The sequence below is a fragment of the Paraburkholderia sp. MM6662-R1 genome (genome assembly GCF_050436245.1).
Lineage (GTDB): Bacteria > Pseudomonadota > Gammaproteobacteria > Burkholderiales > Burkholderiaceae > Paraburkholderia > Paraburkholderia tuberum.
The window spans coordinates 495,575-516,344 of record NZ_JBNDLV010000003.1; the positions used below are offsets into that span (position 1 = coordinate 495,575).

Consider the following 20,770-nt stretch of genomic DNA (forward strand, 5'->3'; position numbering starts at 1 on the left):
TTCTGATGTCTAAATTCTTTATCGGTCGGCCCATTTTCGCGTGGGTCATTGCGCTGGTCATCATGCTGACGGGCGTGCTGGCGATTCGCGCCTTGCCAGTCAACCAGTATCCCAACATCGCTGCACCTGCCGTCAGAATTACCGTCAACTATCCGGGCGCGTCAGCTCAAACAGTGCAAGACACGGTGGTGCAGGTCATTGAGCAACAGCTGAACGGTCTGGATGGCCTCCGCTATATGACGTCGAACAGCAATTCCGACGGTAGTATGGAGATCATTGTGACCTTTGATCAGGGCACCAATCCGGATATCGCTCAGGTACAGGTACAGAACAAGCTGCAACTAGCGACGCCCTTATTGCCGCAGGAGGTCCAGCAGCAGGGTATCCGGGTAGCGAAGTACCAGATCAACTTCATGATGGTGGTAAGTCTGGTGTCGGAGGACGGCAAGATGTCCAGCGACGACCTCAGCAACTTCCTCGTTTCCAATTTGAAGGACCCGATATTGCGGACGAAGGGCGTGGGTGACTATATGACGCTGGGTTCCCAGTACGCCATGCGTATCTGGCTCGATCCCGCAAAACTGGATAGTTACTCTCTCACGCCGCAGGATGTGTCCGCCGCGATAAGCGCGCAAAACGTTCAGGTTTCGTCCGGATCGCTGGGCGGGCTTCCGACGCGCAGCGGGGTTGAGCTCAATGCGACGGTGGTCGGCAAGGTGCGCATGAAGACCGCCGAAGAATTCAGGCAGATCCTGCTGAAGGTGAACCCGGACGGTTCGCAGGTGCGTCTGCGCGACGTCGCTGACGTGCGCCTCGGCCCTGAAGATTTTTCCATTTCGAGCAAACTGAACGGCAAACCCGCCGCGGGTATTGCCTTGCGTCTGGCGACCGGTGCGAACCTGCTCGAAACCGTTGCGGCGGTGCGCAAGGTTCTCGATGAGAAGAAGTCAATCCTTCCTCCGGGCGTCAAGGTAAGCGTGCCGTACGACACCTCGCCCGTCGTCGACGCGTCGATGCATGAGGTGGTCAAAACGCTGATCGAGGGCATTGTGCTTGTGTTCCTCGTGATGTACCTGTTCATGCAGAACATCCGGGCTACGTTGATTCCGACGCTGGCCGTGCCGGTGGTGCTGCTCGGTACGTTCGGCATTCTGGCCGCGTGTGGTTTTACCATTAACACCCTCACCATGTTCGGCATGGTTCTGGCGATCGGCCTGCTCGTCGATGACGCGATCGTGGTGGTGGAAAACGTCGAGCGTGTGATGGTGCAAGAGGGGCTGGGGCCGAAGGAGGCGACCCGGAAGTCAATGGGACAGATCCAGGGGGCGCTAGTCGGTATCGCGATGGTGCTCTCGGCGGTGTTTCTCCCGATGGCGTTTTTTGGGGGTTCGACCGGCATCATCTACCGGCAGTTTTCGATCACCATTGTCTCCGCCATGGGGCTGTCGGTGCTGGTGGCACTCGTCTTTACGCCCGCACTATGTGCGACGCTTCTGAAGCCCCCCGCTGCAGACCATCACGAGAAGAAGGGCTTTTTCGGCTGGTTTAACCGGACCTTCGACCGCGGTGCCGGACGGTATGAAGGGGCCGTTGGGTCGATTCTGAAGAAGAAAGGCCGGTATCTGCTGGTCTATGCCCTCATCGTTGTGAGCATGGGTTTTCTCTTTACCCGCATCCCGACCGCGTTTTTGCCGGACGAGGACCAGGGACAGATTTTCGTCCAGGTTCAGATGCCGCCCAATGCATCGGCCGAGCGCACCGAGCGCGTCCTGACCCAGGTCCGCGAGTACTTTTTGAAAAACGAAGCCGGCTCGGTGGCAACGGTGTTTAGCGTCAATGGTTTCAACTTCGCCGGTCGAGGTCAGAGCTCTGCGCTGTTGTTCGTCAGCCTGCGTCCGTGGGACCAGCGCACTGGCGACGATCCTAGCGTGTTCGGCGTGGCACGCCGTGCAATGGGCACCTTTTCGAAGATCAAGGATGGGGTGGTTATTCCGATCGTGCCCCCAGCGATTCTCGAGTTGGGCAATGCCGGCGGGTTCGACGTGTTTCTGCAGGACGACACCGCGCAAGGGCATGATGCATTGATGGCTGTACGTAACCAGTTTTTGGGGCTGGCTGCCAAAGATCCGCTGCTGGTTGCTGTCCGACCCAATGGCCTGAACGACGAACCCCAATTCCACGTCAAGATCGACGACGAGAAGGCGCGCGCGCTGCAGGTCAGCATTGCGTCAGTCAACGACACGATGACAGCCGCGTGGGGTTCCGAGTACGTGAACGACTTTATCGACAATGGGCGCGTGAAGAAGGTGTTTATGCAGGGCGAGGCAAGCTCACGGATCAGTCCTGAAGACCTGAACAAGTGGTATGTGCGCAATGCAGCCGGTGGCATGGTGCCGTTCTCGGCCGTTGCCTCCGCTACGTGGGGATACGGTTCTCCAAAGCTCGAGCGCTACAACGGCGTTTCTGCGGTTGAGCTGCAGGGCGCGCCGGCGCCGGGTCACAGTTCGGGTGAAGCCATGCAGGAGGTGGCGAAGATCGCTGCGCAGTTGCCTCACGGCTACAGTATCGCTCCCACTGGTCTCTCCTACGAGGAGAAGCTCTCGGGTTCGCAGGCGCCAGCGTTGTACGCATTGTCGATCCTGATCGTGTTCCTGTGCCTCGCGGCACTGTACGAAAGCTGGTCCGTGCCGTTCTCCGTCCTGCTGGTGATTCCGCTCGGTGTGATCGGTGCGGTGTGCGCAACCTTGCTACGCGGATTGAGCAATGACGTGTTTTTCCAGGTGGGGCTGTTGACCACGGTGGGGCTATCGGCGAAGAACGCGATTCTGATTGTCGAGTTCGCCAAGGACCTGCACGAGCACCAGGGCATGACGCTTGTCGCCGCTGCTGTGCGGGCCGCCAGGCTGCGGTTGCGCCCAATCATCATGACGTCAGCGGCTTTCGTTCTGGGCGTGCTACCGCTCGCAATTTCCCACGGCGCAGGCTCGGGAAGTCAGCATTCGGTCGGCACCGGCGTTGTGGGTGGGATGCTGACTGCGACGTTCCTCGCGATATTTTTTGTGCCTATGTTCTATGTATTGGTGACCGGCGCGTTCAAGCGTAGCAGTAACGAGGCAGTTGCGGAGATACAGCATGAAACCAATTAAATTGACTGTGATGGGTGCGGCCATCGTGTTGGCGGGTTGCACGATGATCCCGAACTATCACCGGCCAGACAGTGGTGTGGCGGCGGCCTATGCAGGTGAGCCGGCGGCGCACTCTGTCAAGCAGGACCAATCCGTCGCCGCGGATATAGACTGGCGGGATTTTTATCAAGAACCGCACCTGGCGAAGCTCATTGAGCTTTCGCTCCAGAATAACCGCGATCTGCGGGTTTCGATCCTGAACATCGAAAGCGCGCGTGCGCAGTATCAGATTCAACGCGCGGACCTGCTGCCGACGGTGTCGGCAGGAGCTTCGGGTACCGCGCAGCACTCTCCCGCCGATCTGTCTCTCCCGGGGCAGCCGTCGCACAACTACAACGTGGGCGGGCAGATCGCTTCTTATGAGCTGGATGTCTTCGGGCGGGTGCGAAGTCTCAGCCAGTCCGCGCTGCAGACTTATTTCGCCACAGCCGAAACAAGAAAAGCCGCGCAAATCAGCCTGATCGCCGAAGTCGCGAACGCGTGGCTGACGCTTCAGGCGGACCTTCAGCTTAGGCGGCTGACGGCGAGCACCCTGGAAAATCAGCAGGCCTGCAACAAGATCGTCCGCTCGAGCTTTAATGCTGGAACGGCTTCCGCGCTGGACGTGAGCGAGTCTGATACGCAGGTGCGCCAGGCGGAGGCGGATCTGGCTCAATATGACCGGTTTGCGAAGCAGGACACCAACGCGCTCACGTTGCTGGTTGGCGCACCGATTCCTGCGGAACTGCTGACAGAGGTGCCTCTCGAGTCGGTCAGGCTCGACGACGGGCTGGTACCGGGGCTGCCGTCCGAGCTTTTGACCAGGCGGCCGGATATCGTCGCGGCCGAGGATCGGCTGAAAGCGGCTAATGCGAACATCGGCGCGGCGCGGGCCGCTTTCTTTCCACGCATTATCCTGACCGCGAATGGCGGCACGGCCAGTGCCTCTTTGAGCGATCTTTTCACAGCGGGAAGCGGTGCATGGTCGTTTGGTCCCTCGATAAGCGTGCCCATCTTCGACTATGGCCGCAACAAGGCGAACCTGGACGTGGCCAAGGTAACCTCGCAGATTGAGGTTGCCAATTATCAGAAGGTCATACAAACGGCTTTTCGCGATGTGTCCGATGCACTGGACGGTCGTGAGACATTTGTGCGCCAGGAAAGCGCTCAAGCTGGGGTAGTGCAGGCAAGTGCGTTGGCCTACAGACTCTCGAATGACCGTTATCAGCAGGGGGTGGATGGCTATCTCAGCGCACTCGTCAACCAGCGCTCGCTTTACGGGGCTCAGCAGACGCTCGTTAAAGTCCAGCTTGCTCGGGCTGAAAATACGGTAGGCCTCTATCGCGCGCTAGGTGGCGGCTGGAAATCCGGACAAACCAACGATGCGGAGCAGGCAAACGCATCGGAAAGCGCCTCCGGGGGGCGGTCCGTTTCGTCGAAAGCGGATTGACCTTCAAGCAGGCCGTTGAGTGGCGGACGCCCGGGATGAAAGCGTCGAGCGCGCAAGGTAACCACGCCGCAAACATGTCGTATCATTATGCGGTACATATCCGCTGTTCTGGCCTCACGGGTGAGGCCAGAACAATCTATTTCACAGGAGCTGGTAGTGCGAAAGAGTTTGGCTGGAGAAGGTGACGATCAATGGCCCGACGCCGACAAGAATGGAATTCAAGTGGTTTCTCGGGCCGCGGCCATCCTGCGTGCTCTGGGACGACACCCAGAGGGACTCAGCCTCGGTGCGATCGCTGAAGCAACTACGTTGCCGCGTTCGACCGTACAGCGACTGGTCGGTGCACTTGAAGTGGAAGAGTTCGTCGAGTCCCTTGGCCCGCGCGGTGGGACACGGCTCGGGCCTGCCTTGGGCCAGCTCGCACGCGCGGCGCATGGAGACATCGTTTCAGTGGCCCGCCCGCATCTTGAAACCTTATCCAAGTCGGTCGGCGAAACAGTTGTCTTAGCTGGCGCAGCGGGGAGGCGAGCCATTGTAGTCGATCGCATTGTTTATGAACGTGAGCTTTGTATCATGGTTCCGGTTGGGGCGTCCGCCACACCCTATACCACTTCGTTTGGCAAAGCGCTCCTTGCACAGCTGCCGGACGACGCAGTGCGTAAAACGCTCGGTGACAAGGTCGAGCCGCAGACAAAACGTTCGGTGAAAACAGTGTCGGCGCTCTTGCGCCAATTGTCCGATATCAGAAAGAATGGCTTTGCATATGACCTGGAAGAGCATATCGAAGGATTATGCTCGGTCGCGACTTCGATCGATACGTTTCTGGGACCGTATGCGATTTCGATTGCTGCGCCGGTTCATCGGTATGAAGAAGGCGCAATGCGTTATGCCGAGGAACTGGCGAAATGCAAGCGCGCTATTGAAACGGAAGTTGGCCGCGCGAATGGCTGATGGACCGGCGGCTACTGACGTGTTCAACAGGGCGGCCGCGGTTCGGGTCGATCCTGAAAACCGCAGGGATTTGCCGCGCCCTTGAGTTACGTATCTCTGCAATGGGGGGAAGCAAGGCTGCCCTTCGGGCCGCCGTCAATGACTCAAGGTCATTGATGAGCGTTTTTTCAATCTAGACATTACGATCTATACCTGAGCATAACCAAGCTCGGATCCATCATGCCGAACACTACGAAGCCCCCGACAGCAAAGCGTCCCACCCGTGCGGCGCCGGTCGCCCCGGTTGCCGTTGCTGAAGGACGGGAGCCGCGCGGTGCGCGTCGCAAGCGCGAGACGCGTACGCGCCTGCTCGACGCCGCCCTCAGGCTGATGGCCGAAAAGGGTGTGGAGGGCGTCGCGATCAATGAAGTCATTGAAGCCGCCGATGTCGGCTTTGGCTCGTTCTACTATCACTTCGAATCGAAAGAGGCGATTTACGCGACGCTTGTCGACAACGTGTTCGAGGAATTCGCGAACATGCTGGATACGCTCGCCGGTGGCCTTTCCGATCCGGCCGAGGTGATTTCCGTCTCCGTGCGCCATACGGTCGTGCGCGCGCGGCACGACCCCGTGTGGGGACGTTTCCTGATACGAGAAGGGTTTTCAGCGCGCGCGATGAGCGTCGGGCTCGGGCTGCGGCTGATGCGCGACATCGAAAAGGGCATTGCCGCGAAACGCTTCGCGGTCGCCGACCCGTTTATCGGATTTATTGCGGTGGGCGGCACGGTCCTCTCTGCGATTGCCGCCGAGCTGAACTTCGTCGCTCCGGGCGCACCCGCGCGAGGCGTACTCAAGGAACTTGGCTTTAGCGGGGAGCACGTCCCTGAGCGTACGGCTGCGGTGCTGTTGCAGACACTCGGGCTCAAGCGCGCGGAGGCGGAGAAGATTGCAGCGCGTCCGCTGCCGTTAAGGTTTATTCGATGCCTGCCATCGGCCGCAGGAATGTGCATGCCTCCGTGCATGTCGGCAGGCGTCGAATAAACCCGATGGAGGAAACCGCGGAGTGCCTCAATGCGGCTGGATGCTTCACGACTATGGCGATTGATAGGGCGGAATGCTCAGTGGTGTCGGATGCGGCACGGTCAGGCGAGGTGCCGAACGGACGCTGACGCCGTAGCGAAGCGGTGCAGTCGTGCATGCACGATGATGAAGCGGGTGGGCGAAGCGCTTCGCGAAGCGACACGCACAAACGTCCGCCCCTGGGCCGCGTTGCCGCAGCGCCAACGTTCGACAGGCAGATTGAGGAACCGTGGAGTTCATGTCTGATCGCGGCGCATCGGCGGTGCGCGGATCGGGGCGGTGCGCGCGAGGATATCGACGACGATCATCGGTGCGCCGCAGTGCCGGCAGATGAAGACGGGGCGGGTTGCGACGATGGCCTCGTCCGGTGACGGGCTGATTCCGGGTGCGACGTGCAGCAGATCGCGCACCTTCGCGAGACTGGCGCGGCGTACCGGGTTGGCGAGCAGGCCGTAGTGACGGATCCGGTGGAAACCACCGGGCAGCACATGGAGCAGGAAATGAAATGAACGCGTCCCACCCGAGTATATGAGCGCAAAGGAAGCTGGATCCTCACAGGCCGATGTGCCTACGTGGAAAATACGAAGTTTCCAGGCAAACCGGAGGATCCGTCGTGAAGCTTACGCCAGTTGGGATTGACATTGCAAAGTCGGTGTTTCAGGTCCACTACGTCGATCAGGAAACCGGAGAAATCGTGAACAAGCCGATCAAGCGGGCAAAGTTTCTCGAGTACTTCGCGAACCGGGCTCCGTGCCTGATCGGCATGGAGGCGTGCGGCGGATCGCACCACTGGGCCCGGCAACTTACGAACATGGGTCACGTGGTAAAGCTGATGCCGGCGAAGTTTGTGAAGGCGTTCAACATCCGCAACAAGAACGATGCGGCAGACGCCCGTGCAATCTGGATGGCTGTGCAGCAACCCGGCAAGGCCGTCGCGGTGAAGACCGAGATACAGCAGGCGATGCTGGCGCTACACCGTATGCGGCAGCAGCTGATCAAATTTCGCACGATGCAGATCAACAACCTGCGTGGACTGCTGATGGAATATGGAGAGATCATGAGCAAGGGCCGGAACAAGCTGAACAAAGAGATACCGGTCGTGCTCGAACGGATCGCGGAGCGCCTGCCTGCCGTGCTGATCGATACGTTTCGCGAGCGGTGGAATGGACTGGCGAAGCTGGACGAACAGGTTGCCGAGATCGAGCGCCGGATGCGCGAGTGGAAGAAGGACGACAAGGCGGTGAAAGCGGTTAGCGAAATTTGCGGCGTCGGGCTGCTGACGGCAACGGCAGCCGTCTCAATGATGGGTGATCCGAAAGCATTCAGTTCGGGGCGGGAGTTTGCCGCATGGGTTGGCATCGTGCCGAAGCAGACCGGCTCGGGCGGAAAAGTGAACCTGCACGGGATCAGCAAGAGAGGCGACACCTATTTACGGACACTGCTGATCCACGGCGCGCGTAGCGTAATAGAGCACGCAAAGGAGCCCGGCGAGTGGGTCGAGCAGATGATGAAGCGGCGACCAAAGAATGTGGTGGTCGTTGCATTGGCGAACAAGATGGCGCGGACGATCTGGGCTGTGCTGGCCCATGACCAGCCGTACCAGAAGGCCTACGTGAGCGTGAAGCCCGTCTGAATGGTTCACGCGAAGCAGAAGATCAACGGTTAACACAGGGTGAACGTCGAAAGGTTGCGCAGCAATCGAGTGTGATGACACCCATTAGCGGGCTCGTGTCAAGCGAGTACGCAAAACCCACGGCTGTCAGCAGCCGGGTTCACATTCCACGGCTGATTGCAGTAGCTGAGCGCGCCCGTTTCTTCAATTCCCGGCTGCGACGGATCGCGCCAGACACCCATCAGGATCAAGCGATCGGCGTACTGCGGTTGCCTGTCGCCCTGGTGGCTTCGCCACCCCAGAAGAACTTTGGTACCGCAATGCGTCCATGGGGTTCGCACAAGTGCAAGGGCTGCCGGGTTGTCGGCGCCAATCCACAGTTGGCTCGCATTGCGGGCGATCCGCTTTACTGCATATCAGGGACGGCGGCACAGCATCCTATTCAAACCAAAGTGGTTGAATACCAGTCATCACATGAGGCTTGCGGCCGCCGTCGTTAGCTCTACGCAAAGCAGCGCGTCATATCGAATGGTTTGTGCTCCTTCAGCATGTGGAAGCACGCCCGGGCGAGCTTGTGCGCCAAAGCTTTGCGCGCCAGGATAGTATTGGTCTTGACCTTCTTTCGCTCATAGAATCGTTTGGCCTCAGCGCAATAGCGCAGCGCAAAGTTGGCCGCTTCGATGAATGCCCAGGACAGATACGGGTTGCCATTCTTTGTGTTGCCTTCGCCTTTCTTTTTGCCGTTGCTCATGTGCTGGCTGTCGACGCAGCGCGCATAGGAAGCGAAAGTGCCGGCGCTGGCGAAACGCTCGATGGTGCCCACCTCCAGCAGAATGACAGTTGCAAGAGTCTGGCCGATACCCGGCGCCGTCATCAGCAATTTGTGGTCAGGCTCCGGTGCGACTTTTTCACGGAGACTCTTTTCCAAAAGGTCGATCTGTGCGCAGAGCGTTGTTATGACCGCGACATTTGCCCGAACCGCGAGTGCGACTTCGTTTGGCAAGTGCATTTGTTTGATCGATTCTTCGTCCAGTCGTTTTACCTGATTGCTCGTGATTCGCCTGCCGAACTGGCGTGCCGTGATGTTCTCCACCGCGAGGATGTGGCTGGTGCGGCTTCGTACGAGTTGCATTCGTTTCCTCGCAAGATCACGGACAGCACGCTGTTGTGGCGGCAGGATGGTCCCTGTCGGGAGTATCCCCAGGCGCAGCAGGTGAGCTAGGTAACGTGCATCGGTCTCATCTCCGCTGTGCTTGAGTCCGTCGTATTTTTTGATCGCCGTCGTATTGGCGAGATGCACTTTGAAGCCCGCTTCCTGCAGCCCGTCGACAAGCCAGTACCAATTGAAGGTCCTATAGAAACATTTCTATAGCACGTTTTATGGACGCCCCGGAATTATGCACGCTTTGTCGTTGAGGAGAACGGAGTGCGCGGCGTGGGTGCCGATGTGAATCGAAGTATGGGGCGTGCCGCGCGCGCTTTCGAGTTCCTGAGCATTGCAGGGCTCACTGATCGGTTCAGTTCACGTGGCCGAGCATAATCACAAGCCCTCGAGGAACTGCAGTACGCGGTCAGTGGGCCGGTAGCGGTGTTGCCTGCCGTGGGGCAATTGAAGCGTACTGAGGGCCCTTTCCTTCATTGCCAGGTCTGCCTCTATGTACATGTGCGTGGTTGCTGGGTTCTCGTGACCCAGCCACAGCGCGATGACCGTGAGGTCAACGCCAGCCTGAAGCAGGTGCATGGCAGTCGCGTGCCGAACCAGGTGCGGTGAGATGCGTCGGCCCTTGAGTCCCGCGCAATGAGTCGCCGCAGCCTGGTAGGCGAGGTTAAGGCGATCGGTTATTCCGGTTCGCGTCATCGGTCCGCCTGAGCGATTTGGAAAGAGCCACTGTCCGGGTGAAGCGCCAATTTGACGAAGCCAGAGCCGGATCTGGCTTGCGGTGCTACGCCAGAGCGGGACCACACGTTCTTTGCGACCCTTACCGTGAAGTCGAACAGAAGGGCTTCGATCCAGATCGACGTCGCCGACGCGTATGCCGATGAGTTCGGATACCCGAGCGCCGGTGTTATAGAGGGTCGCCAACATCACGCGATCGCGCTGGCCGCACCATGTGTTGGGGTTGGGTGCATCGAGCAAGGCGCATATTTCTTCTCGGGAGAGGAAGCGGACCAGCGGGCGCTCGTAACGCTTCATCGGAATCGCGAGCACCTGTTGAATCGTGCCGAGCGATTCTGGTGCTCGGGACGCAGCATAGTGCAGAAACGAACGAATGGCGGCAAGCCGGAGGTTGCGGCTGCGGATGCTGTTTTGGCGAACCACTTCGAGATGATTGAGGAAGTCGAGAACCAGTGGTGCATCAATATCGCTGAGTTCCAGGCGTTCAGGTTTCCGATGCAATCGATGTTCGGTGAATTGGAGAAGCAGCCTCATGGTGTCGCGGTAAGCCGCCACCGTTCGCGGGCTGGCGTTACGCTGCTGTATCAGGCGCTCCATAAAGAACTGCTGCAGCAATTGCGCAAACGTCGGTAATAGGTTCAGATCAAGCATGATTGCCTCCTTGAACGAAGTGCTCGAAGCGATCGCCTGCGATGGTCATCAGCTCAGGTATTGCCGTTACATACCAGAACGTGTCGGTGACCTGGGTATGTCCGACATAGGTGGAAAGCACAAGCATCGCATTACCGACATCGATCCCCTCCTGATACCAGCCGACAAGACGGCGGCAGATAAAGCTGTGCCTCAGATCGTGGATGCGCGGGTGCGGGTGACCTCCTCGCGCCTGCCATCCGAGCTGCGCTCGAAGACGGGCAAAGGCATATGCGATCTGACGATAGTTCACTGGCCTCCCGCGGTCTGACACGAAGAACGCGTCGGTCGTCGACGCGGGCAGCCTTTTATCCCGAATAAAGGCGTAGGCACGGAGGGCTTCGGTGGTGGTCGGATGTAGAGGAACCTGGCGGGCTTTCCGAAACTTGCTCTGACGGATCGTGAGCAGGCCGCGTTCCAAGTCCACGTCCGAGCGCCGAAAGGCCAACGCCTCCGAGATACGCAAACCCGTGGCCGCGAGCAGACCGAAGACGGTTTCACAGGTAACTGGACGCAGGCTACCGGCGGGCGGAAGTCGTCGCGCAGTATCCAGCAACGCGTCGATCTCTTCCTCCGAGTAGATATGCGGAGTCAACCTTCGGTGTCCTGGTCCACAGAGTCCCGGCGGTGCAATTTCGGTGGCGGGATCAAACTGCAGGCGATACTTGGCGAACGGGCTCAAGATTCTTAGCCGACCTGCTCTCGTGGTGGCTGTCGCGCGGCTGGACGAACAGGCCCAACGCAAGGCCAGTTCTTCCGTGATCGGACCGCGGTGGCCGATTTGATCGGCGAAGCGTGCAAAGCACAGCAGCCGCCTTTCCTCACTCTCCAAAGCGAAGCCGAGTCGCCGCCGGCATTCGAGATAGTCCTCGACCAGGGAGACCATGGTAGTGGCGGCCTTCATGTGCGTCTCCCCGGCCATGGCAAGGCAACGGTGATGAGCCTGGGTAGATCGACTTTGACATAGATGGTCGTCGTGTTGACGTTGCGGTGGCGCAGTAGATCGGCGATGTCTTTGAGACTTGCCCCTTCCCTGAGTAGCCTTGATGCGACCGAATGGCGTAGCACATGGGTTCCGGTCCACCGCTGGGCGAGGCCGCACCGGGCGTAGGCACAGCGTACGGCATTACGCACCAGGCTGGGCCCCACCGGTTCATCGTGCGGAGCGCGGTGCCGCACAAACAGTGCGCGGCTTTCCGTTCGCGGGCGCCCGAAGCGCAAATAGTCAGCGATCGCGCGCCCCGTCTCCAAAGGCAACGGCAGAAGTGTTGTGCGCTTTGCCTTCGCTTTGGCAATCCGAAGCGTTCCTTCTCGCCAATTCAAGTCATCGAGCTGGATAAAAGCCACTTCGCTCGCCCGTAGGCCCAGGTCCACCAGACAGCGAACGATCGCGTAGTCACGTCGGCCGGTTGGACACGTATGATCGAAGGAACTCACAAGCCCCGCCAGTTCTGAATCGGTAAGAGAATCCGGTAACGCCGCTAGACGCCAGTAAGCGACTCTTGGGACTGCGGCAATCAGGGGTTCGGTAGGTTGTCCGTGTATGCGACGGAAACGCAAATAACTCCGCAGACAGTCGCCAATGATTCCTGCTGTCCGGGGTTGGCAGCCCGCGGCGCGATCAGTCACGAATCGACAGATCTCTTCTGGCTTGAGGCATTCAAGCGCAATCGGCCCCCAGCCAAATCGGGCAATGAGGAATTCACGGACGTAGCGCAGACGGTAGAGACGCGTTGCTGGTGCTAGCCCCTGCACATCCTGAAGATAGGCATCAAAGAGCTGAAGCTCCTCATTTACGAACACGGACACTGGCGTTGATCTCGGCGGAACGACGCCCTCCGCGCGCAGCATGCGAAGCAGATTGCGGAGCGCGCGGCGAAGATTAGCGAGGGTGCGCGGACTTGGCTTGTAGCAATGGCAGACCGGGAGGTGCACCGTAAGAAAGCGATGTAGTGTCGCCTCGTCGATGTGATCGAGAGCGATGCGCTGCGAAGTCAGCCACCGCCCGAAGTGCGACGCGCATTGCAGGTAGTTCCCTACAGTAACGCCCGCATATCCGCGTCGGACCAAGTATTCCGCGAAAGCCCCAACGAGGGGCTCGAGTGCGCCGTACCGTGCACGATTGCACGCGACGACTTCAGAAATGACTTGCGTGATCATGATCGCTCTCCTGAGAGATGGCGATGAAGCCATCTGGGAAGAGCAGTATCTGTTATGCAAGGTCGACCGTTGGGGAGGCGCTACCCGGCGTCCAGAGGAATTGGGCGTCGCACCTCAGAATGACCGACAAACCGTGCATAATTCCGGAGCGTCCATAAAACGTGGATTCGACCACGACGCCAGCCAGTTCCGTTCGCCATGGCGAGAGAAACGCAAGGATTTTTGGCAAGTCGTTAGGCATGCGCTTTTCCGCGACCACCCGGTCCGCCTCGTCGGTCACAGTCACGACGCTGTTATTCGAATGCAGGTCAATTCCGCTATATTTCATCACAGCCTCCCTTCGGTTAAAGCAGTTGGCAAACTCACTTTAACCGCGCCGCCTCCATGACGACGGTGGGAGGCCCGCTAGATGATTTTCAAACCAGGTAGGACCGGGACTCGCTAAACCTGAATGCGCCGTCGAGCTTCGAGCTCGCGCAGGAAATGAGGTGCGAGTCAGCGTATTTCATAGAGGCCCGCAGCAGCAATACCGGCTGCAACAAGGCCGGATATAAAGCTGCAGCCCATCCTGTCTGTCTGAACACACGAAAACTGTTGCAAACGGGACGCGTTCATATAAAGCGGCGCATGAATTCGCCAGCCTCCAGCGTCATGGTCTTGTAGCGGGTGCGTCCCTTCGCCCGGTAATCCTTCCAGCGGAACGTCACGCCACGCTCATCGAAGGCGACGAGGCGCTGGTTGGAGATGGCAACGCGGCTGCCTCCGCCAGTGCGCGGTCCTTGCGCTTCAGTTCGCGCTGCAATTGCACATTAGCCTGTTTCAGCTCACGCACCTCTGAGGCGTTTGCGCGTGGGCTGCCGGCAGCGCCGGCAGAGCAGAACTGCGCGCGCCACTGGACCAGATGATGGGCAAACAGGCCCCGTTCGCGACACCACGCGCTCAGTGCTTCGTCGTTCAGTCCATGGCTCTGTTGCAAGGCCAGCAGGCGCTCTTCCAAAGACCAGTCTTCCGGGCGCCGTGCATCGACTGGCCCCGTGTTGCGGCTTGCGGCGTTAGATACCCGGATCCACTTCCTCAAGGTTAATACGTTCATGTTCATTTCCGCGGCAACCGTTCCTACGGACCGGTTGCCGCGTTGCAGGACCTTCGCGAGTGCCTGCTCCCTGAATTCAACAGAATACGTCTGTTTGGCCTTCAACCTGCACCTCTGAGTTTTTCATATTAAAAAATTCAGAGGCGACATCTATTGTGACGCCGGGGGTGTTCTCGAGCTTCGCATGGCCGAGCAGCACCTGGATCACGCGGATGTCCACCTTCTGTTCGAGGAGGTGTGTCGCGAAGCTATGGCGCAGCGTGTGCATGGACACTCGCTTGTCGATGTTCGCAGCCTCGGCGGCGGCATGAATGGCACGGTTCAGTTGCCGCGTGCTTAACTGGTCGAGCGGATCGAGCCCGGGAAACAGCCACCCACCATCGAGCATCCTGCCCTGCGCACGGGCCACGCGCCACCACACACGCAGACGCTCGAGCAGCACCGGCGAGAGCATGGCGTAGCGGTCACGGCGGCCCTTGCCCTGCTCGATACGCAGTGTCATGCGTCCGCTGTCGACGTCGGTGACCTTCAGCGCTACCACTTCGCTGGCGCGTAGCCCCGCGCCGTACGCGACCGACAGCGCAGTCTGGTGCTTCAGGTTGCCGGCGGCCTCGATGAGCCGCCGCACTTCATCGGGGCTGAGCACGACAGGTAATACGCGGGGCACGCGCACGGGTTGCATCCTGACCATCAGCTCGGGCCGGTCGAGCGTGACTGTGAAGAAGAACTTCAGGCCGGTGATCGCATGGTTCAGCGACACGGCCGATGTGCCGTGGTCAACCAGATAGAGCTGGTAGCGCCGCAGGTCCTCGACGGTGGCCGTGTCAGGTGAGCGCCCGAGAAACCGGGCGAACTCACGCACGATGTGCAGATAGATGTCCTGCGTCTTGGGGGCAAGCTGGCGCATGCGCATGTCGTCGCTCATGCGCTGGCGCAATCGGCTGGCGTTTGCTGGTAAGGAGGTCATGATTCGGCTCCTGCTGGAGAACGAGGCGGATTGCCTCATTCGCCAACATAAAGCCGAGTGACCGGCCTCTCCCTGGCCTCCAGCGTCAGACCGTAGCCCCTACCGCGCGAGCGGTTTAGGCAGTATGACTTTCCGTGAGCCAGTGGCTGGCCCGCCGTGAGGAACCAAACGCGGGTTAGCATCACTGCCAGAGCCGCACGATGTGCACAGGGCACACCCCGGCGATTTCCAGCGCGGAGGCCAGCATGAACCACGATAGCACGGTGTTTGTCGGTCTGGATGTTCACAAGGAGTCGATCACGGTGGCGTACGCGATCGATATGGGCGACGTGGAACTGTTGGGCAAGATCGGAACGCTGAAGGCAGATATCGATCGATTGTGCAAGCGTGTTCAGTCGAAGGCGCGCCATGTCCGCGTCGTTTATGAAGCCGGCCCCTGTGGCTACGGGCTCTACCGCGCGCTCGTTGAAAGAGGATTCGACTGCGCGGTATGCGCGCCGTCCCTGATTCCGAAGAAACCGGGCGAGCGCGTCAAGACGGACCGGCGCGACGCCGTCAACCTCGTGCGCGCACTGCGCGCCGGTGACCTGGCAGCGGTACACGTACCGGATGTTGAAGATGAGGCGTTCCGGGACCTTGCGCGCGCATGGGCGGCAGCGAAAGCAGATCTCAGACAGGCCCGCCAGCGGCTAAAGTCCTTCCTTCTATCGCATGGCGTGCGCTACTCAGGTAACGCCAACTGGGGGCCCGCGCACCGGCGATGGATAAGCGTATTTGCATTCCCGAACCACTGGCAGCAACTGGCCTTCGACGAGTGCCGTCGCACGATTGAAGACAGGCTTGCGCAATGTGAGCGTCTCGAGGCGACCTTGCATGAAGCTGTCGTCGGCTGGCGATTCTATCCGGCCATACTAGGTCTGCAGACCATGCGCGGCATACAGTTCATCACCGCCGTGGGCATGCTCTCCGAATTAGGGGACCTCTCCCGCTTCGAGCATCCGCGTCAGCTGATGGCCTGGCTGGGCGTGACGCCCTCAGAACATTCCTCGGGTGAGCGGCGGCGTCAGGGCAGCATCACGAAGAACGGCAACAGCTATGCAAGAAAGCTGCTCTATAAGGACTTCCCTTTTTTTGCAAGCTGGGGTTGATTTATCCATCCATCCTCGTCCATCCATTCGATTGCCATGTCATCGGGGTACACATTCGGCATTCAGCGGCGAGACAGACTGCACACCTATAAACGGCCTTGTTGAGCACTATCATTGCGGGTGCCCGGGCCCGGATAGTAACCGCGCAGCAGGACTCCATCCGTTGGACGGCGAATACATTTCGTGTAGCGCCTCACAGCTTTTCGAGTTCGCCCGCTGCCGGTCTGACCTGTCGCTATCCTTGCCTTTGCGTCCTGGATTACGAAGTCACGCTTTTAGGTGACGCTGCGAATTTACCTGTTCATGCTGTTGTCCTACCGTGGCTGGGCCGGTGTTGAGGGAGTGGAGACATACGAGGGATCGAAGCGCTCGCCCTTGGCCAGAATTGCCCAGAGGATGCGCGCGTGCTTGTTGGCGACAGCCACCAGCGTTCGATACCAACCCACGCGTGCCTGGAGCTGAACGATCCAGCGCGAGAGCCGGTCGGTTCGTCGATGGGCGCTCGTTACTGCCGAGCGCGCGCCTTGGAACAGCAGCGTGCGCAGATACGTGTTGCCCTGTTTGGTGATGCGGCCCAGGTGGGTCTTGCCGCCGCTGCTCTTCTGTTTGGGCACCGTGCCGATCCAGGCGGCAAATTGGCGGCCGTTTTTGAACAGGCGAGCGTCGCCGACGGTAGCCACCGTGGCCGACGCGGTGAGCGGCCCGATGCCGATGACCGCCATCACGCGCTGCGCGTTGCTGTCGTGCTTCACGTGCGTGGCGACTTGCGCGTCGCACCAGGCGATTTGCTGGTCGAGGCCCTGCAGGTGCTCCCAGCCTCGCAGCAGCGCAGTGCGCGCGACACCGTTCAGTTCGGTGGCCCCGTCCTCCAGTGCCTCGACGAAGTGGGCACGAAATGCATTGATGCCTTGCGGCAGGAACACGCCGAACTCGACCAGCTCACCGCGCAGCCGGTTGACGAGCGCGGTACGCTCCTCAACGAAACCGTCCCGCATCCGGTGCAGCAGCAGCACGTTTTGCTGCTCTGCCGTTTTGACGGCCACGAAGCGCATGTGCGGTCGGCCCGCGGCCTCGCAGATGGCCTCGGCATCGAGCCTGTCGTTTTTCACGTGTTTGCCGCCCTTGCGGTAGGGCGCGGCGAGCTGCGGCGCGATCAGCCGAACCTCGTGGCCGAGCGCGCGCAGCTTGCGCCCCCAGTAGTGGGCTGCGCTGCACGCTTCCATTGCGACCAGGCACGGCTCGAGGTTGGCAAACCATTCGAGAAACTTCTGCCGTGAAATGGCTTTCCTGACCACCACGCGTTCCATGCTGTCCACGCCGTGTACCTGGATGATGTTCTTGGCCAGATCCACGCCGATACGAGTAATCTTGTCCATGACTTTCCCCTTCCCAGATGAGTTGTCTAGCACCAACCATCCTGGCATATCGCTATGCCACGAGATCGGGAAAGTCCTTACTAATTCGTTGAGGCCGCCTGGAGCTACAGATACCCGGCACGCGTGGGTCCGGAAATTCAGCGCCGACATGAAGGCATTCCCAAACGCATCCTTGACCGTGCCTGGGACGCACAGGTCCGACTCTGCCGCCGATACCGCAAGCTCGCAGCACGCGGCAAGAATGTGAACATTGCTGTCGTCGCCGTCGCACGCGAACTTGCGGGGTTCATCTGGGACATCAGCAAGCTCGCAATGTCCCTTGCCGTAACGAGAAACGAGCAGCCGGCGTAGGGTTGTGCTTTGCACCACAGATTCGACGAGTTTCCTGAAGGCGGCGTAGCCCGGCACCCGAGCAACCCGCGGTCGGACTATGCAACGGATGTCATTCGATTTGCGGCTTTAGATAGCGGCAGGCTCAAGGGGCGGACTCTGTAATGCGGTAACCAACCCGCGGATATCAGTGCGATCCACCGTCGAGACTTACTGCTACGCCGCCCTCAGGAAATTCATGTGCCTTCAAAGGCACATGAAAACCGATCACGATTGACACGGAAAGTCATATCAGTCCGCCGGCCAGTTTGAGACACTCAATCACAATGTTCGAGCGTCCGTTGCCGGGCCAACATGAGACGGTACGCCGACGCAGGTGTACTCCCTCACGCGGCTTATTTCGGCCCAAAGCATTGACCTGATGCATGCGTGACGCCTGCACAATCTCGCCCGACCCTGATTTTCATCCGAATATCAGCCATCGCGAAAGCACCTCCCATCCGTGGTCGACAGAAATGGAAGCGGTCGCTTCCAGGGTTTCAAACAGTGTGCCTACGTATCGTTGGAAAGAAGGAATCCGACGCTGCACACTGCGATAATACAAACCGAATCCCCAAGGAGCATTGGTGAAATGCCAGATGAGAAGACGAAACGGCCCGCGGTTGCACGCAAAACGCGGGTAACGAAACGGCCCGATGAGGCCAAGCCTGAACAAATCAAGCCCCTTGCGCAAAGCGAAGACGGACCGGCCTCCCAGACGACGCCCGGGCGAAACGAAAAGCTCAGGGCGCGCACGCGGGGCAAGCTGATGCAGGCTGCGCGGGTGGTGATGAGCCGCCGAGGCATTGAACGCACCGCGATCAATGACATTACCGAAGAAGCTCAGGTCGCCTTTGGCTCGTTCTACAATTACTTCTCAAGCAAAGAGGAAATCGCACGCGCCGTATTCGTCGAGGACGTGACTGCCACTGCCGACCTGCTCGATCGCAACCGGCCCGCCGACACGGACATCGCGATGATTGTCGGACTGAATATTCGCTGGGCCTTGCGCCATGCGATCACCGATCCGATCTGGGGGTGGTTTCTCGTGCATGCGGCATCCAGCGCTAACGATCTGGTCGAAACGATGGGCGGGCGGCTCGCGCGCGACATCCGGACTGGCGTAAATGACGGCAGCTTCGTGTGCCCCGACGTTCCGACAGCGATGGACTCGATCATCGGCGGCGTACTGTATCTGCTGCGCCAGATCCTCGAGGGACGCCGGCCGCCCCAAGCGATCGAACGGTTCGTCGAATTCGTGTTGCGAGGGTTGGGCGTCGAAGCGAAAGAGGCCGCACGCATCGTGAAGGCCGCTACAAAATACAAGTTGCTGTAATCCTTCCTCTTCGGCCGGCACGCGGTAGTCCGCCGGACCGACCTATTCCCTTCAGCGTCTTCCCACGCCCCACCGTTGCCAGTGGATGTCGTGGTTTGTCGCGCTCGCGCGCCGTCGTCGCTCGTCTTTCGTTCCGCACCTACCAGTCACCACGATTCGGGAAAGCCCCTAGCCGAAAAATATTGATGATGTTATCAAAATGATGAGAGTATCAAAAACAGCAGCACCTTGACGATCCATCATGTGAGGACGACATCTTGAACGCGAATCCCGAATTTTTTGAAGCAGGCAAAAGCGAGGCAGACCTGCGGGCCCGTGCGGCGTCGCTGGTTCCAGCGCTGAAGGGCCGCGCAGCCGAAGTGGACCAGCTGGGGCGCCTGCCGCAGCAAACGATCGACGAACTCGAGGCCGGCGGCCTGCTGGGTTTAACCACGCCTCGCAAATATGGCGGCCAGCAGGTTTCGGTGCGGACGGTTCTTGAAGTGGTGTCCGAACTTGGTCGAGGAGACGCGTCCACCGCGTGGGTGGCAGCCTTGCTCAACGTGACCACATGGGCCGCGGCGACGCTCTTCAGTGAAGCCGCAGCCGACGAAGTCTTTGGCGGTCCCGAGCCGGCCCGCGTGGTGGGTGTGCTGTCCGCGCGCAAAGCCGTGGTGAAGAAAGTCGAAGGCGGCTATCTGATCGAAGAAGGGCTATGGGGATTCAACTCGGGTATCTATCACGCGAACTGGGATTTGCTGGGCATTCCGCTCGTCGATGAGAACGGAAAAACCATCGATCAGGGCGTGGCGCTGATCCGCGCATCCGACGTCAAGATCCTTGACGACTGGAACGTGATCGCGTTGCGTGGCACAGGCAGCTCAAGCGTCTCGGTTACCAACGTGTTCGTTCCCGACGCGCGTGTCGCGTCGCTGAGCGAGGCTATCGAAGGCAACTACCGTTCGACGCATCTCGCTGAGGAGCCGCTCTATCGCGTGGCTTGCATGCCGATGCTCGCGATCATCCTGACATTCCCGGCGCTGGGCATCGCGGCAGCGGCGCTCGAAACCTTCCTCGAACAGCTTCCGCGCCGCGGCATCCAGTACACGTGGTACGCAAAACAGGCTGAGGCGCCTGTGACTCATCTGCAGGTCGGTGAGGCATCGGCGAGGCTCGACGCAGCGCGCGCCATCATCGAACGGCAGGCCGACGCGATGGATCGCAGTGCAGCGTCCGGGACCTACATGGCGTACCTGGATCGCGCGAAAGTTCGCCGTGACGTGGGCTTCGCCGAGAAGCTGATCTGGGAAGCGGTCGACTCGCTCGCGTCGGCCTCCGGCGGATCGCTTGCGTCCATGAATAACCGCTTCACGCGCATCTGGCACGATGCGCGCGTTGCGTGTCTGCACGGGATCGTGGCGCCGGCCACGAACTTCGAGACATATGGGCGCATCGCATGCGATCAACCGGCCGACACGCCGTTGATCTGATCCGGATGGAATTCCCGTCAGTCTGGAGG

The 20,770-nt window shown here is 59.9% G+C and carries 13 protein-coding genes and 6 pseudogenes; 9 read left to right on the forward strand and 10 right to left on the reverse strand.

Features of this window, described 5'->3' with window-relative positions:
* The first annotated feature begins 5 nt into the window (after window positions 1-5).
* The 4 genes from OKW39_RS24890 (at window position 6) to OKW39_RS24905 (ending at window position 6,585) form a co-directional block, all read left to right on the forward strand.
* Window positions 6-3,146: an efflux RND transporter permease subunit gene (locus OKW39_RS24890; RefSeq protein WP_429563932.1), complete on the forward strand. Its 3,141-nt coding sequence runs from the start codon at window positions 6-8 to the stop codon at window positions 3,144-3,146.
* Window positions 3,133-4,614 carry an efflux transporter outer membrane subunit gene (locus OKW39_RS24895; protein WP_429333736.1) on the forward strand — a complete coding sequence of 494 codons (1,482 nt, stop codon included), beginning with the start codon at window positions 3,133-3,135 and terminating at the stop codon, window positions 4,612-4,614. The genes OKW39_RS24890 and OKW39_RS24895 overlap by 14 nt, the downstream gene beginning before the upstream one ends.
* A 156-nt stretch (window positions 4,615-4,770) precedes the next feature.
* Window positions 4,771-5,565: an IclR family transcriptional regulator gene (locus OKW39_RS24900; protein ID WP_429333737.1), complete on the forward strand. Its 795-nt coding sequence runs from the start codon at window positions 4,771-4,773 to the stop codon at window positions 5,563-5,565.
* Between the two features lie 219 nt (window positions 5,566-5,784).
* Window positions 5,785-6,585 carry a TetR/AcrR family transcriptional regulator gene (locus OKW39_RS24905; protein ID WP_429333738.1) on the forward strand — a complete coding sequence of 267 codons (801 nt, stop codon included), beginning with the start codon at window positions 5,785-5,787 and terminating at the stop codon, window positions 6,583-6,585.
* A 275-nt stretch (window positions 6,586-6,860) separates the two neighbouring features.
* Here OKW39_RS24905 and OKW39_RS24910 read toward each other — a convergent pair.
* A pseudogene (locus OKW39_RS24910) lies at window positions 6,861-7,124 on the reverse strand (transposase); the annotation flags it as partial.
* Window positions 7,125-7,237: 113 nt separating this feature from the next.
* On the opposite strand from OKW39_RS24910, the gene OKW39_RS24915 reads away from it, so the two are divergent.
* On the forward strand, window positions 7,238-8,257 hold the full coding sequence (locus OKW39_RS24915) for an IS110 family transposase (RefSeq protein WP_429359434.1): 1,020 nt from the start codon (window positions 7,238-7,240) through the stop codon (window positions 8,255-8,257).
* A gap of 481 nt (window positions 8,258-8,738) precedes the next feature.
* Here OKW39_RS24915 and OKW39_RS24920 read toward each other — a convergent pair.
* The 8 genes and pseudogenes from OKW39_RS24920 to OKW39_RS24955 all read right to left on the reverse strand — a co-directional run.
* Window positions 8,739-9,587, reverse strand: a pseudogene (locus tag OKW39_RS24920) (IS110 family transposase); the annotation flags it as partial.
* Window positions 9,588-9,776: 189 nt separating this feature from the next.
* Window positions 9,777-10,784: a site-specific integrase gene (locus OKW39_RS24925; RefSeq protein ID WP_429563933.1), complete on the reverse strand. Its 1,008-nt coding sequence runs from the start codon at window positions 10,782-10,784 to the stop codon at window positions 9,777-9,779.
* Entirely contained in the window at window positions 10,777-11,727 is a 951-nt protein-coding gene (locus OKW39_RS24930) for a tyrosine-type recombinase/integrase (protein WP_429563934.1), read from the reverse strand. Before OKW39_RS24930 ends, OKW39_RS24925 begins: the two co-directional genes overlap by 8 nt.
* Window positions 11,724-12,983, reverse strand: a complete 1,260-nt coding sequence (locus tag OKW39_RS24935) for a site-specific integrase (RefSeq protein ID WP_429563935.1) — start codon at window positions 12,981-12,983, stop codon at window positions 11,724-11,726. Before OKW39_RS24935 ends, OKW39_RS24930 begins: the two co-directional genes overlap by 4 nt.
* 157 nt (window positions 12,984-13,140) lie before the next feature.
* Window positions 13,141-13,311, reverse strand: a pseudogene (locus tag OKW39_RS24940) (IS110 family transposase); the annotation flags it as partial.
* 286 nt (window positions 13,312-13,597) lie between these two features.
* A pseudogene (locus tag OKW39_RS24945) lies at window positions 13,598-13,738 on the reverse strand (transposase); the annotation flags it as partial.
* A complete protein-coding gene (locus tag OKW39_RS24950) occupies window positions 13,687-14,181 on the reverse strand; it encodes a transposase (protein ID WP_429333751.1) in 495 nt (164 codons plus the stop codon). The pseudogene OKW39_RS24945 and the gene OKW39_RS24950, both read right to left, overlap by 52 nt.
* Window positions 14,153-15,043, reverse strand: coding sequence for a site-specific integrase (locus OKW39_RS24955; protein ID WP_429333750.1), 891 nt, complete (start codon window positions 15,041-15,043; stop codon window positions 14,153-14,155). Before OKW39_RS24955 ends, OKW39_RS24950 begins: the two co-directional genes overlap by 29 nt.
* A gap of 245 nt (window positions 15,044-15,288) precedes the next feature.
* Here OKW39_RS24955 and OKW39_RS24960 point away from each other — a divergent pair.
* Window positions 15,289-16,155: pseudogene (locus OKW39_RS24960) on the forward strand (IS110 family transposase); the annotation flags it as partial.
* A 350-nt stretch (window positions 16,156-16,505) separates the two neighbouring features.
* Here the strand turns inward: OKW39_RS24960 and OKW39_RS24965 are convergent.
* Window positions 16,506-17,567, reverse strand: coding sequence for an IS110 family transposase (locus OKW39_RS24965; RefSeq protein WP_090812806.1), 1,062 nt, complete (start codon window positions 17,565-17,567; stop codon window positions 16,506-16,508).
* Window positions 17,568-17,654: 87 nt separating this feature from the next.
* On the opposite strand from OKW39_RS24965, the pseudogene OKW39_RS24970 reads away from it, so the two are divergent.
* The 3 genes and pseudogenes from OKW39_RS24970 to OKW39_RS24980 form a co-directional block, all read left to right on the forward strand.
* Window positions 17,655-17,918 (forward strand): annotated as a pseudogene (locus tag OKW39_RS24970) (IS110 family transposase); the annotation flags it as partial.
* Between the two features lie 481 nt (window positions 17,919-18,399).
* Window positions 18,400-19,272 (forward strand): TetR/AcrR family transcriptional regulator, encoded by an 873-nt coding sequence (locus OKW39_RS24975; RefSeq protein ID WP_429563936.1) that lies wholly within the window; start codon window positions 18,400-18,402, stop codon window positions 19,270-19,272.
* Window positions 19,273-19,529: 257 nt separating this feature from the next.
* Complete coding sequence (locus OKW39_RS24980; protein WP_429333747.1) at window positions 19,530-20,741, forward strand: acyl-CoA dehydrogenase family protein; 1,212 nt, start codon at window positions 19,530-19,532, stop codon at window positions 20,739-20,741.
* Window positions 20,742-20,770: the final 29 nt, after the last annotated feature.

Coding starts and splice junctions, on each gene's coding strand:
- OKW39_RS24890 (WP_429563932.1), top strand. CDS start 6: ATGTCTAAATTCTTTATCGGTCGGCCCATTTTCGCGTGGGTCATTGCG.
- OKW39_RS24895 (WP_429333736.1), top strand. CDS start 3,133: ATGAAACCAATTAAATTGACTGTGATGGGTGCGGCCATCGTGTTGGCG.
- OKW39_RS24905 (WP_429333738.1), top strand. CDS start 5,785: ATGCCGAACACTACGAAGCCCCCGACAGCAAAGCGTCCCACCCGTGCG.
- OKW39_RS24925 (WP_429563933.1), bottom strand. CDS start 10,784: ATGCTTGATCTGAACCTATTACCGACGTTTGCGCAATTGCTGCAGCAG.
- OKW39_RS24930 (WP_429563934.1), bottom strand. CDS start 11,727: ATGAAGGCCGCCACTACCATGGTCTCCCTGGTCGAGGACTATCTCGAA.
- OKW39_RS24935 (WP_429563935.1), bottom strand. CDS start 12,983: ATGATCACGCAAGTCATTTCTGAAGTCGTCGCGTGCAATCGTGCACGG.
- OKW39_RS24955 (WP_429333750.1), bottom strand. CDS start 15,043: ATGACCTCCTTACCAGCAAACGCCAGCCGATTGCGCCAGCGCATGAGC.
- OKW39_RS24965 (WP_090812806.1), bottom strand. CDS start 17,567: ATGGACAAGATTACTCGTATCGGCGTGGATCTGGCCAAGAACATCATC.